This window comes from Bythopirellula goksoeyrii (assembly GCF_008065115.1).
Lineage (GTDB): Bacteria > Planctomycetota > Planctomycetia > Pirellulales > Lacipirellulaceae > Bythopirellula > Bythopirellula goksoeyrii.
Genome location: NZ_CP042913.1, coordinates 5,419,781 through 5,434,337 on the forward strand (window position 1 = coordinate 5,419,781; position 14,557 = coordinate 5,434,337).

Annotated in this window: 11 protein-coding genes; 9 read left to right on the top strand and 2 right to left on the bottom strand. The window is 53.5% G+C overall.

What is annotated here, in order from left to right:
* Nucleotides 1–11: 11 nt before the first annotated feature.
* Together Pr1d_RS21450 and Pr1d_RS26405 are read left to right on the top strand one after the other, a co-directional pair.
* On the top strand, nucleotides 12–1,508 hold the full coding sequence (locus Pr1d_RS21450; RefSeq protein ID WP_238476562.1) for a sodium:solute symporter: 1,497 nt from the start codon (nucleotides 12–14) through the stop codon (nucleotides 1,506–1,508).
* On the top strand, nucleotides 1,505–3,889 hold the full coding sequence (locus tag Pr1d_RS26405; protein ID WP_168205400.1) for an exo-beta-N-acetylmuramidase NamZ domain-containing protein: 2,385 nt from the start codon (nucleotides 1,505–1,507) through the stop codon (nucleotides 3,887–3,889). The genes Pr1d_RS21450 and Pr1d_RS26405 overlap by 4 nt, the downstream gene beginning before the upstream one ends.
* A 26-nt stretch (nucleotides 3,890–3,915) precedes the next feature.
* Here Pr1d_RS26405 and Pr1d_RS21460 read toward each other — a convergent pair whose 3' ends face one another.
* Nucleotides 3,916–5,088: an AraC family transcriptional regulator gene (locus Pr1d_RS21460; protein ID WP_148075442.1), complete on the bottom strand. Its 1,173-nt coding sequence runs from the start codon at nucleotides 5,086–5,088 to the stop codon at nucleotides 3,916–3,918.
* A 255-nt stretch (nucleotides 5,089–5,343) separates the two neighbouring features.
* On the opposite strand from Pr1d_RS21460, the gene Pr1d_RS21465 reads away from it, so the two are divergent.
* Nucleotides 5,344–6,429 carry an anhydro-N-acetylmuramic acid kinase gene (locus tag Pr1d_RS21465; RefSeq protein ID WP_148075443.1) on the top strand — a complete coding sequence of 362 codons (1,086 nt, stop codon included), beginning with the start codon at nucleotides 5,344–5,346 and terminating at the stop codon, nucleotides 6,427–6,429.
* Nucleotides 6,430–7,371: 942 nt separating this feature from the next.
* Here Pr1d_RS21465 and Pr1d_RS21470 read toward each other — a convergent pair.
* Nucleotides 7,372–8,097 (bottom strand): serine/threonine protein kinase, encoded by a 726-nt coding sequence (locus Pr1d_RS21470; protein WP_238476563.1) that lies wholly within the window; start codon nucleotides 8,095–8,097, stop codon nucleotides 7,372–7,374.
* 573 nt (nucleotides 8,098–8,670) lie between these two features.
* Between Pr1d_RS21470 and Pr1d_RS21475 the strand changes: the two genes are divergently transcribed.
* The 6 genes from Pr1d_RS21475 to Pr1d_RS21500 all read left to right on the top strand — a co-directional run bounded on the left by Pr1d_RS21475 (nucleotide 8,671) and on the right by Pr1d_RS21500 (nucleotide 14,549).
* Nucleotides 8,671–9,027, top strand: a complete 357-nt coding sequence (locus Pr1d_RS21475) for a DUF6717 family protein (RefSeq protein WP_148075445.1) — start codon at nucleotides 8,671–8,673, stop codon at nucleotides 9,025–9,027.
* 376 nt (nucleotides 9,028–9,403) lie between these two features.
* Nucleotides 9,404–10,408 carry an AAA family ATPase gene (locus tag Pr1d_RS21480; protein ID WP_390622044.1) on the top strand — a complete coding sequence of 335 codons (1,005 nt, stop codon included), beginning with the start codon at nucleotides 9,404–9,406 and terminating at the stop codon, nucleotides 10,406–10,408.
* Between the two features lie 55 nt (nucleotides 10,409–10,463).
* On the top strand, nucleotides 10,464–11,339 hold the full coding sequence (locus Pr1d_RS21485) for a DUF58 domain-containing protein (protein ID WP_148075447.1): 876 nt from the start codon (nucleotides 10,464–10,466) through the stop codon (nucleotides 11,337–11,339).
* The gene (locus Pr1d_RS21490; protein WP_148075448.1) at nucleotides 11,336–12,328 is read left to right on the top strand and encodes a hypothetical protein; all 993 of its coding nucleotides are present in this window, start codon (nucleotides 11,336–11,338) and stop codon (nucleotides 12,326–12,328) included. Before Pr1d_RS21485 ends, Pr1d_RS21490 begins: the two co-directional genes overlap by 4 nt.
* Nucleotides 12,328–13,419, top strand: a complete 1,092-nt coding sequence (locus tag Pr1d_RS21495; RefSeq protein WP_148075449.1) for a VWA domain-containing protein — start codon at nucleotides 12,328–12,330, stop codon at nucleotides 13,417–13,419. Before Pr1d_RS21490 ends, Pr1d_RS21495 begins: the two co-directional genes overlap by 1 nt.
* A 23-nt stretch (nucleotides 13,420–13,442) precedes the next feature.
* Nucleotides 13,443–14,549, top strand: a complete 1,107-nt coding sequence (locus Pr1d_RS21500; protein ID WP_148075450.1) for a VWA domain-containing protein — start codon at nucleotides 13,443–13,445, stop codon at nucleotides 14,547–14,549.
* Nucleotides 14,550–14,557 lie beyond the last annotated feature (8 nt).

Here is a 14,557-nt window from a genome sequence, read left to right on the forward strand (position 1 = left end):
GAAATACCCCTGTGCAACTCCTGATTCCTCCTCTCGATGCGGCGATCGTCGTAGGCTATCTCGCCTTCTCCATCATGCTAGGACTATGGGTGGGCCGGGGCCAGAAAAGCACCTTAGATTACTTCCTGGGCAATCGGTCCCTTCCAACTTGGACAGTCTTGCTATCGATAGTCGCCACGGAAACTAGCACGGTCACTTTTCTCAGCATCCCCGGCTTTACATTTGCCCAAGATGGAGACATGCGCTTTTTGCAGATCACCTTCGGCTATATTGTTGGAAGATTTCTCGTTATCTGGATACTGCTTCCTCGATATTTTGAAGGTCAGATCTTCACGGCTTACGAGGTCCTCCAGCAAAGATTCGGGATCGTTTCCCGCCGCGTGACGTCAGCACTCTTCCTGGTCACGCGCAACTTGAGCGATGCATTGCGGTTGTATTTGACGGCCTTGGCGTTGCAACAAGTCGTGGGACTTGAGCTAACTCACTGTATTGTCTTGCTGGGAGTCGTGACGATCGTCTACACCTTCTTGGGTGGAGTCAAATCGGTCGTATGGAACGACTGCCTCCAGTTTTTCATTTATATTGTCGGCGCGCTGGTCGCTCTCTGGCTGATGATCACACGCCTGCCCGGCGGATGGGAGCAACTCACTCAATTTGGCGAGGCCACTGACAGACTTCGCATCTTCGATTTTGATTTGAGCCTGACCAAACCTACGATGACGTTTTGGTCGGGACTGATCGGTGGTATCTTCCTCACGGCAGCGACTCATGGCACGGACCAACTCATGGTGCAACGCTATTTGAGCTCTCGTAGTCAGCGGTCGGCAAGTTGGGCTTTGGGTCTGAGCGGTTTCATTGTTTGTCTTCAGTTTGCCTTGTTTCTCTTTATCGGTGTCGCTCTCGCGTGTTTTTATCGAGAGCACCCTCCAGAAGTGCAGTTCGGGGCTGGTGACGGAGATAAAGTATTTGCCCATTTTATCGTGAACTACTTGGGGACCGGCCTGGTTGGACTCACCCTCTCAGCCGTGTTTGCCGCGGCGATGTCCACACTTTCTAGCTCCCTCAACTCGTCGGCGACTGTGCTGGTTCAAGATATCTTTCTGCCGCTCACCAAGACGGAACTTGCACCGACACAGCAGTTGTGGATCAGTCGAATAGCAACCGCGGGATTCGGGATTCTCCAGATCGGCATCGCTATTGCTTCCTATCAAATCGGTGCCACTGAGAGTACCGTCAGCAGCGTTCTCAGCATTGCTAGTTTTGCCCTGGGACCGCTCCTCGGGTTGTATTTGTTGGCTGTGTTTACGAATCGCGTCCACCAACGTGCCGCTCTGACTGGGTTTTGTGTCGGCGTGATCTCGATTTCAGCCATCGCATTTACCACAAACCTCTACTGGGCATGGTACGCAGGTGTAGGTGCCTTGATTACTCTATCGTCTGGATATCTTGCAAGCTTCTGCATCGCCGAGACACCTCTCAGTGATGCCTATTCGGAGAATTCACAATGAACATCGTATGCTTTCGATTCCTTACCTTTAGTCTGCTGGCAAGCTGTGCACTCCTTACCGATGCCTTGCCAAGAAGCCTTGCCTTCGCCGAAACCGCTGAGTTACCGAGAAAGTCACCTGCGGAACTCGGTCTCCAGGCCGATCAGCTCGACCGGATCGATGAACTGGTGGCAGCTGAAATCGAGAAGGGAAACTTACCCGGTTGTGTCGTGATGATAGGACGCCGCGGAGGGATCGGATTTGCGCGGGCCTACGGCCATCGCCAACTCGAGCCTACGAGCGAAGAGATGACGCTCGACACGGTGTTTGACCTTGCTTCGCTTACCAAGCCCCTGGCCACGGCAACAAGTATCATGAAACTAGTGGAACGTGGACAGGTGAGACTGCGGGAACCCGTGGCGACTTACATCCCTGAGTTCGCCCAAAACGGTAAGAACTCGATCACCATCGAACACCTCCTTACCCATCAAGGAGGGCTCATTCCCGATAACCCGTTGGCGGATTATGAACATGGGTCCGAAGAAGCATGGAAAAACATCTGGGAGTTGGCTCCCAGGAATCCCGTCGGGACGAAGTTTGCCTACACTGACGTAGGATTCCTGGTTCTTGGTCAAGTGATCGAGCGCGTGACAGGCAAGGACGTTGCTACCTTTGCGCGTGAGAATATCTTTGAGCCGCTTGGCATGTCCGAGACAGGGTATCTACCGGAGGAGGAACTGCGAGCTCGCGCAGCCACCACCGAAAAACGAGATGACGAGTGGCTGCGCGGCGAAGTGCATGATCCTCGCGCCGCACTACTCGGAGGAGTCGCAGGGCATGCAGGCCTGTTCTCCACGGCTGGCGACATTGCCAAGTATGCACAAATGATCTTGGACGCCGGCAAGGTCAACGGTTCGCAATTGTTCAGCCCGCTGACGATTGCCGAGATGGGTCGGCGGAGAAATGTTGACGGAAACGAGCGTGCCCTGGGTTGGGATAGTTTGAGCAAATACTCCAGCAATCGGGGAGAATTGTTCAGCGACAAAGCCATTGGACACGGCGGCTTCACTGGGACTGCCCTCTGGATCGATCCCGAGCTTGATCTCTTCGTGGTTTTCTTGTCCAGCCGATTACATCCCGATGGCGAAGGAAGTGTTAATCCGCTTGCAGGACGAATCGGCACGATTGCCGCCGCTTCAATTGATGCAAAGGAGTCGGAAGCGAATGACACTGTTGTTTCCTCTTCATCCTCCCCGGCGGACGACACCAAGAATACGCTGCTGGGAATCGATGTATTGGAGAGAGATCAGTTCGCTCTGCTCAAAGGTCGCAGAGTGGGTCTGATCACCAACCATACGGGACTCAACAGCGCAGGAGAACGCACGATTGATTTGTTGCATGCAGCACCGAATGTAGAATTGATCTCCATTTTCAGTCCCGAGCATGGATTGCAGGGAAAGCTCGACGAGCCCAATATATCTGATACCCGCGACGAAGCGACGGGGCTTCCTGTTCACAGCCTCTATGGAGAATCTCGGAAACCAGATGCCAAGCAATTAGAAGGTATTGATACCCTCGTGTTCGACATCCAGGATATTGGAACCCGCTTCTACACCTATATTTCAACGATGGGCTTAGCCCTCGAAGCCGCAGGGGAACATGACTTAAAGTTTGTGGTGTTGGATCGTCCCAATCCACTCGGCGGTGTGCTCGTCGAAGGCCCTGTTCTCGACTTGGACAATAAATCGTTCGTTGGCTTTCACGAAATTTCAGTGCGTCATGGCATGACCATGGGTGAACTGGCGCAAATGTTCCAAGCGGAAGACAAACTCGATGTCGATCTCCAAGTTGTGAACATGGAACATTGGTCTCGCGATCAGCATTGGGATCAGACAGGTTTGGTTTGGACGAATCCGTCTCCGAATATGCGAAGTCTTACTCAGGCTCTGCTGTATCCTGGAATCGGACTGCTGGAAACCACCAATCTCTCTGTGGGGCGAGGAACCGATACGCCGTTCGAAGTCATCGGTGCGCCGTGGATCGACGCAACGAAGCTAGCTCAGTTTCTCAATCAGCAAAACATGCCAGGCGTAACCTTTGTGCCGATTCGCTTTACTCCTCGTGAAAGCAAGTTCGCGAAGGAAGCTTGCGAGGGGATCAATGTCATCGTCGTAGATCGCCAAGCGTTTGAGCCGGTACGTACTGGGTTGGTCATTGCGTTGGCATTGAGAGAACTCTTCCCACAAGACTGGGATATGGCCCGCTACAATCGACTTTTGGCAAATGATCAGGTCTACTCGGCGATTTCCGAGGGTACGACGATTGAGCAACTCAATGAACTCATTGCCCCCGCCCTGGAGGATTTCAAATCGCGCCGACGAGAGTTCTTGATCTATCGCTAGCACGGTTTCCGCTGCGTCTTGTCTTTCTATCGCCCATGCATTTGCTTGCGAAACGCAAGTGGCGTTTGACCGAAACGCTTGCGAAAGGCGACGCCGAACTGGGTCGTCCCTGCATAGCCACAAGCGTCCGCAATCGCCTCGACCGAGAGATCCGATTGCGAAAGCAACTCTTTGCCTCGTTCGAGCCGCAGACGGCGAATTTCCTCGGCTGGCAAACGACCGAAATACTTCTTGAACTGCAATTCCAGAAAACGCCTCGAGACGGGCACCTCGCGCAGGACATCCTCGACGACGATTCCCTTGTAGGCATGGGCCTGAATAAAACGCATCGCCTTGGTGATCATCACATCGTCAATCGCTAAGGCATCGGTTGATTGTTTGCCGATCACACAGGTGGGGGAGATCAGTCGCGGCTGGGCAGGTGGGGATTCGCCTTTCAGCATGGCGTCTAGCATAGCGGCAGCTTCGTAGCCAATTCGCTGGCTTGCTACCAAGACGCTCGACAGCGGCGGAGTACTGAGCCCGCAAATAAGCTCATCCGTCTCGGCGGCTAAGATTGCGACCTCATCAGGAACAGAGATCCCTTCCATGCTGCATATCTCCGTGAGCTCTCGGCCACGACGGGCATCGACAGTAAAAATCGCCACCGGGCGCGGGAGGTGACTGAGCCACCGATGCACGCGAGTATGCTGTTCATCGCGCCCGATGCGGCGAGTCACTCGATAGCCGGGCTTGTACACATGGCAGGTGAGATTCTGCTCATTCAATTCCGCGACAAATGCTTTCTCACATTCCTTGGAATACTCATTGCTCGGTGGTGCGTAATAGGCAAAGTGTTTCAGGCCGCGTCCTTGAAAGTGGCTTAGCGCCATCTTGGCCCTTTCCGCTTCATTGGTGCGAATTTGACCCATCCCCGGAAGTTCTGGGTAAACATCATCAACATTGACTGTCGGCAGGCCCGTTTCAGAGATCTCCTCAAGTTGCAGTGGCGTACTGATGCGAGCGATGATACCGTCGCCACGCCAGCGGTCCGGTAACGACCAACGTCGACTGTAATCACGTGGGTCGGTGAGCAAATTCCAAGGACCGAATTTGCTGCTATAGTCGGCGATGCCTTGGACTACGCTTCGTCCCCAGCTGTAATCCGTTTCGACGAGGACGGCGACTTCGAGCACGCGTATCTTGGTTGATTTGGGCATGGGTAGTATTTCGGTTTGGTGATGTCGCAACTATCGTTGGAGACAACTATTAAGTACAGTCGCTGTTCTATTGGCACGACACTTTCCAGTAACATCTCCTAGGGATCAGAATCCCCGGGAACTTAAATCTACGCTATTATACCACAACATGCGCAAAATGTCGAAATTTATGCGCTGTTTATCGGGCATCGCATAGCCACTAATGGTAGACTTACAGATTAGGGTTCTGTCGATTCTCCCCACCAAAGGTGGTAAGTGCCTCGCTCCTCATTTACACGGTCCGTCGGTTTGACGAGCTCGTCTTCGGGCGACGGGGTGGAAGCTGCCATTATTGAGACCGACGGGCGGGACGAAATCCAGCCGCTCGGTGGAATTTCTTTGCCCTACGATAGCCAACTTCGCTGGCGAATCCTGGAGGCGACCCAAAACGATTTGCCGACGACAGAGATCTTACGTCTCGAGAAGAAACTAACTCAGCACCATCTCAGCGCCTTCGAGTTATTAAAAGACACCTACCCGAAAGAAGTGGCTCAGGCAACCATTTTGGGATATCAAGGTCATACGCTTCGACATATTCCAAGTGAAGGTCTGAGCCTGCAGATCGGCAACGCCTGGCAACTTGCTGAAGGGACCGGACTCCCCGTGGTGAGTGACTTCCGCCGGCACGACATGGCAATTGGTGGCCAAGGTGGTCCGTTGGGGGCCATGTTTCACTGGGCTCTAATGGCTCGCGAGCCACGTCCAGCCATGATGCTTAGCTTAGGATCAGTAGCAACGGTGACATGGCTGAGCAAAGATGATGAAGTCATTGCAGGTGACACCGGCCCCGGTGTGGCCTTGCTGAATGAGTGGGTGCAAGAAATGGCCGAGTTGCCCTACGATCGTGAAGGTCGGATAGCAAGCGAAGGGACTGTCGATACGAAACTCGTTCAAGAAGCTTTAAAGTCACCGTTTTTCTCACGCAAATTGCCGAAGTCCGCCTCTCGCTATGAATTCGACCACATCGATGTAGCCGGGCTGAGTGTCCCTGATGGGGCAGCCACTCTTTGTCAGATCACAGTCGAGTCCTTTGTACGAGCGGTCAAACAACTTCCTGAACTGCCCGAAGAACTCTGGGTCACTGGCCGTGGGAGCGAACACCCCGTAATCAATCAAATGCTCGCCAAACATTTCAAGTCCGTGAAAAACGTAAGCGAACGTGGGCTCAATCCACTCACCATGGCTGCCGAGTGTTTCGCTTGGTTAGCAGTCCGCCACATCAAAGGGCTGTCCATTACCACCCCAGAAACTACAGGTTGCCCCAGTGCGGATTGCGCCGGTTTCATGACTTCGCCCCAGTAATGGTAATTGGACAACTGAGGATGTCTGGGAATTCTCTTTGCTGTCATTTCGAGGTACTGGAAAGAAATCTGTCCAGATCCCTCGGAATACCTCGGGATGACAGATCGCTTCACTGCTCCGTGATTCTTACGATTCACATCTTCTCAGCAGGAATCAAAGAGGGGAAATTAGACGCGGACAAACGCGGATTTAGCGGATTACCGCGGATCATTCGTGAGATGAATTCTTTTGTAATCTGCGTCGATCCGTCCGATCAGCGATCATCCGCGTCTAATTTCTTCCTTTGTGGCTACCGTGCTCCAACCTGAGCGCATGCAGGGGACTTACGTCCCCCGACGCGCCATGCGGGGAGGAAGTTCCAATCAATGGTTGAGTTGTCAAAGAACGTAAGTAGAGGTCAGAGGTCAGAGGTTAGAAGTTAGAGGTTAGTGATTGGTCATTGGGCATTGGAAATTGGTCATTCCTTTGTTGTGTGGATGGTGTAAAGTTCACGAATCTTTTTCACTCCTACGCACCAAGCGGGAGTTTTGTCCCGGCACATTTTTGGCGAAAACTCTCTCTACAAAACAAAATCCCCTCTCATTGCGTCATTCTGTTGGGCTTCAACTCGTTGGCCGATCAGGACTTACAAGAATCTCGTTGCTTGCCGCGCGGTGGGGTTTTGAAAACAGAACTCCACCAAACTGGCGGCTACTTGCTTGTCTAAACCGTCAAACTCTTTCAGCGCGCAAACCTAGCGCGAGCAAACCCGTAAGACCTTACGGGCGGTGGTGTGTTCCTATGACATACCGCATGCTCCATTATCAAGATGCTGGGGTGAAGTTCCACAACTTTTTTTGGGCCAATCGAAGAACAGCCGCGAACATGAGTGACCGGACAGAGACGGATAGAAAAGGGGGACTTTCTGGATACTCGATTAAGGTAGAATGTCCCCTTAGTTTACTACGGACCTTCCGCCTTCCAAGACTTTATTGCCAAAATCACGTCTTCAGCGGATTGATACCGATTCTCCGCTTTCTTTGCTAACATCCTATCGCAGATGGCCGCCAGACCAGCTGGAACCCCTTCCCGAATAGATCCTAAAGGTGTCGGTTCTTCGATCTGGTGCTTAAGCAGCCTCTCAGATATAGAGCCAGTTGCGAATGGTGCCCTGCCGTCAAGCATGAAGTAAAGCACGCATCCTAAACTGTAAACATCTGCTCGATGGTCAGTACGTGACGCACTCAATGCTTGTTCTGGTGCCAGATAGTCAGCAATTCCAGTCACACCTGAGGTAGTTTCTGGGAGGTCGTCAGATTCAGAAGCAATGGATGGACCGCGAAGTATTATTTTTCCGTCCTGAAGTCCAATGTTACTAGGAGATAGCCAGCCATACATCGTAGTTGTCTTGTGTAGCCTCGCAAGTTCATGAGCAATCGCCTCCAACAGTCCGACGGCTTCTTCAATTGAAAGTACACCGTCAGTTCGTACATGATCTTCGAGAGTATGCGCAAGTTGTCTATCGCCAGAATCAATGGGGTGTGCACTGAGATCATCGTCAGCTGGCAGCCGCTCTACTTTGCCTTCTATGATGAAGCAACCACACCAAGGACAAGTGCCAGCATGCAATTTCGCGTGTGCAGTTTTACAACGTTCGTCCATCTCAGAGCCATCTGGTTGATTAGACAAGCAAGACTATTCGGATTGTACTCTCGTTCCGAATCCTAGTAAAATAGCCGCTCGGCTATCGGGTAACCGCGGCTACAAGGGATGGCTAGACATCCGGCGCTGGAAGAGAAAAGAGAGACATTCTGGTTTTTCAATTCAAGTAGAATGTCCTCGTGTTTCAGCAGATCCCAGCGGCTGACTTCTTGCGAATTCAGCTGCGGGGTGAGGACCATTCCAAGGGCGTGGGAGACGAGTTCATTTCGTCCTCGGCAATATTATCGCGGTACACGAAGTCAACTCCTCGGACGACGTTCGATTTGGTATCGTGACCCCGGGTGGCGAGAACTCTCGCTGTCGCTCAGCTTTTCTTACCCGGGGCTATTGGCTGTAATCCCTTCGGGATAGGATGATAACGGAAAGAAATTAGATCCGGAGTGTCCGGGAATAGAACTCGTGAAAACCAGCGATCTGTCATCCCGAGGTACTCCTAGGGATCTGGTCAGATTTCTCGGAGTACCTCGAAATGACAGCAAAGTGAATTCCCGGACACCTTCAATTAGTTCTAACAAGTCATTCTTCGCAGGGAGCATTGGCATGGCGCAAAATTCGATTACGATTATCAAACCCTACAAGTGGGAAGGCCAATGGGTCTTCGATGACGAACGTGTCGATCTGGTGAAGGAACCTTTCGTGGCGGGTGCCGATACGCTGATCGATGTTGCTGTGGAGCGTAAAGAGATTGCCAATGCGGAGCAGGGATTCCTGCTGCTATTCTCTGCTTCTGCTTTTCCGAGTGCGGACTTGCGACTGGAATGGGTTCGGGAGGAAGCAAGTGGCAATGTCTACAAGTGGGCCGACGAAGGGATGGAAGGTTGGCTATGCCCTGCTCTGCTCAAGTATTTTGAGAGCCCGCCTGCGGAACTCTATGTGCAGCTAAAGAACGCTGGTTAGAGTTGCGGAGTAGCAGTTGGCTGTTTTGGAAGTTGCGCGCTTTGCTGCGCTGGGGCTCCGCAGCGCGGCTAACAGCGGAAAAAAGGGGGCATTCTCCCCTGTTGTGGTCTGCTACTTACGTCACACAGAATCTCTGGTATTGCGACGCCTTAGAAAAAAGTTTGGGCGGATTACAGAACCCTTGCGGGCTCTGTCTCGTAAGCAATTAGAGGGTTCAAGAAGTGATATTGAACCAAGATGTAGCCTGTAAAATAAAGCCATTCTGCACCAGCTCCAAATTGTCCTTCCTGCTGGGCATGCAACCGACGAAACACCAAACTTCCGATTCTCCCGAATTTAGGGATTCGCCTTACCGAGGAATATCAGAAACATGACTATGACAACCTCCATGACGCACGAACAGATTGAAGCCCTTTCTGAGGAAATCAAGGACTCTAGCAAACCATTCCGCCAACTGATTGCCGAGGTCGGCAATACGATCGTTGGCCAGGAAGAACTGATTCATCGTATGCTCGTTGGCCTGCTTGCCAACGGCCATTTGCTGATTGAAGGTGTTCCCGGCCTGGCGAAGACGACGGCAGTTTCTTGTCTGGCGAAAGGTATCCAGACTGGTTTCCAGCGACTGCAGTTTACTCCCGACTTGCTGCCTGCCGACTTGATCGGCACGTTGATCTACCGTCCGCAAGACCAAGAGTTTGTCGTTCAGAAGGGGCCGATTTTCTCGAATATCATTCTTGCCGATGAAATCAACCGGGCTCCTGCGAAGGTACAAAGCGCACTTTTAGAAGCGATGCAAGAACGACAGGTCACGATAGGCAGCCACACGTACCCGCTCGACGAACCGTTCCTTGTGATGGCTACCCAGAATCCGGTGGAGCAGGAAGGGACCTATCCCCTGCCAGAAGCACAGATGGATCGGTTTATGCTCAAAGTGGTGGTCGATTATCCGAATCGCGATCAAGAGCTGGAGATCCTCCAGCGGATGTCCTCGACCAAACCTCAGATTGCAACCGAGGCCGTTACCAGTCCCGATGAAATCTTAGCAGCCCGCTCGCTCGTCGACCGAATCTATGTCGACCGAAAGGTCCAGGAGTATATTGTCGATCTGGTGATTGCTACTCGTAATCCCAAGGCCTATGGATTGGCGATCGATGAGTTTATTCACTATGGTGCCTCGCCGCGTGCAACCATCAATCTGACTTTGGCTGCCAGGGCGAACGCCTTCTTGCAAGGCCGCGGCCACGTGCTTCCGACCGACGTCAAGGAAATCGCTCTCGATGTTCTCCGGCATCGCGTGATTCTCACTTACGAAGCCGAAGCGGAGGAGAAAACATCCGACGATATCGTTCGCACGATCATGGATGCGGTTCCAATACCGTAGGCTACGCGAATTGACCGACGTTTCATTCCCCTCCCATACTTTTGACTCAGATACCATGCTTCCTCGCGAAATCATTAAGAAGATCCGCCGGATCCAGATTCATACGACGCGAATTGTCGATGAGCTGTTGGCTGGCCAATGGGACTCGGCGTTTCGCGGGAGCGGCATCGAGTTCGAAGAGGTACGTCCTTATCAGTACGGCGACGACGTCCGCGCGATCGACTGGAATGTGACAGCACGTTCTGGTCGGCCCTACATTAAACTGTTCAAAGAAGAACGCGAAGTGGCGGTGATGCTGCTGGTGGATCAAAGCGCTTCGCAGGGTATGGGTTCCCACTGGCAGACCAAGCGTGAGCAGGTTACCGAACTCGGCGCCACGCTGGCGTTCTCTGCCATCAAAGGCAACGATCGCGTGGGGCTAACGCTCTTCACCGACGGCATCGAGAAGTTTGTCCCGCCCCGCAAAGGGACGCGCCACGTGCTGCGCATCATCCGTGAATTGCTCTACTGCGAACCTGTGGGACGGGGCACGAACCTGACCAAGGCACTGGATCATTTGAACCGTACAGCGCGGCGGCGATCGATTGTGTTCTTGATTAGTGATTTTCAAGACTCCGGCTATGAAAAAGCGCTGAAAGTTGCTCGTCGCAAGCACGACATCATTCCTGTCGTAGTCGCCGACGAGCGAGAAGTGAAAATGCCCAACGTGGGTTTGGTGCGACTGCGCGATGCCGAAACGGGTCGGATGGTTACCTTCGACACCTTCAGCCGCGCCAATCGTCGAGCCTACGAAGAACATGCCCGGCAAAAGATGGAGCAACGCGACGCCCTGTTCCGCAGATTGAGCCTCGATCCGATTCACGTCTACACAGGGGAGGACTTCGTCGAATCTCTCCAGAAATTCTTCCACCGACGGGAGAAGCACCGATGATCACCAAAAGACTCATTGCGCCATTCGCCTTGATGGCCGTGTTGGTGTCGGCAACGACACTTGTAGCGAGCACCGATCCAGGCTTGGACTCTTCGGTGGTCAAGGAAGGTCCGGTAACTCTTCGTGCAAGCGTCAACAAACAGGTGGCACAAGTGGCCGATCCCGTGCAGTACGTCCTCGAAGTGTTGGCCCCTCGGAAAACGCGTGTCGAGTTGCCCAAGCTTCCTGAAAAACTGGGCGATTTCGATATCAGTGATACCGAGATGCTCCGAGATATTCCGTCGGCCGAGAATCCTGATCAGCGCCAGTGGATATTGAGAGCCACTCTGGAAACGATCAAGACGGGTAGCCTCGATATTCCCTCGCTCGATGTGCACTTTGCGGTAGACGAGAATTCAACAACGTTCGAGACCGTTCGTAGTGAGCCTCTCCAGATTCAAATCACTAGTGTACTAGAAGATCGGGCTGATCCGACTAAGTTCCGCGACATCAAAGACGCGGTCGACGTTGCCGTGCCCGAGGAAAGTTCCAGAGCCTGGGTCGCGTGGACCTTAGGCGGGACAGGCGCAGCAGCGGTCATTGCGTTGGCAACCGTGTTATTGGCCAGCCGCAAACGGGGCCCGACGCCCGCTGCCTGGGCGCTTGACGAGATCAACGATTTGCGACAACTGCTGTCCGACGATTCTGCCGATGTCGAGTTGACCTACAACGAGTTGGTAGATGTGGTGCGCGAATTCTTTGAACTCCAATGCAACGTGCCGACACTTACGCGAACGAGCCCTGAAGTACTCGCCGAGGCGGCAGAGCGAGTACGGCTGGGCGAGGCTCCTCGCCAGCGGCTTTCTTCGCTCATGTCAGTGGCCGACGAGATCAAGTTCGCCTGTTACGGAGTCGACAAGCAGCAGATGGAGCAAGCGTTTGATGACGCCAGGGACTTCGTGCTCGAATGTGAACAACACCGTGAAGCCTTGGAAAGGGAGAGTGCGTGATGTTCCATAGTCCCTGGGTACTCTTGCTGCTGTTGCTGCTTCCCGTGATCGCCTGGCGATTGTGGACGGGGGCTCACAAGACTGCGGTCCCGTTTAGTTCCGTCGAGCCGATCGCTGAACTGCGTCCCACTTGGCGGCAGCGATTGAGCTGGCTGCCCGCCGCACTCACCCTGGCTGCCGTCGCAGTAGCTATTGTCGCACTCGCTAGACCTCGCGAGGGTCGCGAGCAAACCGTGATCGATGCCGACGGGATCGCCATCGAAATGGTCGTCGATCGCTCGGGAAGTATGCGGGCACTCGATTTCCAGATCGATGGGAAACACGTCGATCGGTTGACTGCCATCAAGAATGTCGCCGACCGATTTATCGAAGGTGATGACGAATCTGCGAAAGAACAAGACGGCCTGCAGGGCCGCGTGAGCGATCTGGTGGGGCTGGTTACGTTTGCCGGATATGCCGACGCAGTGACACCCCCGACACTGGATCATGCGTTCTTAATGGCGCAACTCAATCACCAAGACATCGTGGTCAAGCGATCCGAGGACGGCACGGCCATTGGCGATGCCATCAGCCTGGCGGTGGAGAAGCTCAATTCGCTCGATGACCGACAAGAGAAAAAGGTAAAGAGCAAAGTACTCGTATTGCTCACCGACGGTGAGAACAACGCCGGCGAAGTCGATCCGCAGCAGGCTGCCGAACTGGCAAAGCAGATGGATATCAAAATCTACACCATAGGCGTGGGGACTCGTGGGCGGGCACCCGTGCCGGTTATGAATCCCTTTACTGGTCGCGAGGAAATCGAGTGGGCCGAAGTAAACATCGACGAGGATACACTGCGAGAGATCGCCGCCACGACCGGAGGAAAGTATTTCCGCGCAACCGACACCGAATCTCTTACCGCCATCTACCGCGAAATTGACCAACTCGAAAAGACCAAGATCGAAGAACAACATTTTGTCGACTATCGCGAACTGGCGATTCAATCGATACCCTTGGGCACCGTGAGTTTTCCGCCACTCGTGCTCGTGGCACTAGGACTGTTGTGTGCCCGAGTAGTCCTGGGAAACACTCTGCTTCGTGAACTTGCCTAGAAAGTTAACACCACGAATTCACTATGGATATTCAATTTGGCAATGTGACTCAGTTAAACTGGCTCTGGCTCGCTGGGCTGGCGCTTGCGGCGGTGGTGTTTGCCGCCGGTGCGCGTCGTCAGGCGAGAATGCGGTTTGCTACGGCTAACCTGATCCACCGCGTGTTGCCCACGTCGGGCAAGTTCCGCACCGCACTGTGTGCGACCCTGGTGATCGCGGCGATGTCGTTGATGGTGCTGGCGCTAGTCGACGTGCGTTGGGGCAAAGTATCTCGAGAGGTTCCCCAGAAGGGAATCGAAGTGATGTTTGTCCTGGATGTGTCGCGATCCATGCTGGCCGAAGACGCGTCACCAAATCGACTCGAACGAGCGAAGCAGCAAATCAAAGACGTGGTCGACGAGATGGCAGGCGATCGTATTGGTCTGGTCGTGTTCGCTGGCGATGCCCGGCAGCAGATTCCTCTGACGACGCACTACGACGATTTCAAACAAGCGCTCGATGAAGTTGGCCCTCATAACGTACGAAGAGGTGGATCACGTCTTGGAGATGCGCTGGAAGTGGCTTCCACATCTTTCTTGACAAAGTTGAATGCTCACAAAGCGATCGTCGTTTTTACCGACGGTGAAGACCAGGAAAGCGATCCCGTTGAAATCGCCAAACAAGTACACCAGGACAGCGGCGTACGCATCTTTACGGTCGGCCTTGGTGACATGGACAAAGGAGCGCGCATTCCGTTGGCTTCAGATAGAAGCAATGAATACCTGCAGCACGACGGCGAGCAAGTCTGGTCGAAATTGCATGGTGAAATTCTCCGCCAAGTGGCAGTAGAGACCGACGGGGCCTATATTCCTGCCGGCACCAAGCAGGTCAACATGGCAGACGTCTATCATGGCTACATCGCCGACGTCGAACAGATGGAATTCGAAACCGCGAAGATCAACCAATACGAAGCCCGCTTCCAGTGGTTTTTGGCGCCAGCGCTGCTACTCCTCTTGTGCGAGATAGCGGTCTCAACTTGGCCCGAGCGGCGAGTCGCCCGTGTTCGGTCGGCAACGACATTAGAGAAGCAGAGTCACGTACCCCAACCTAAACCATCCACCCTCACCCCTGAACATTCGACTGCAGCATGACGAACTTG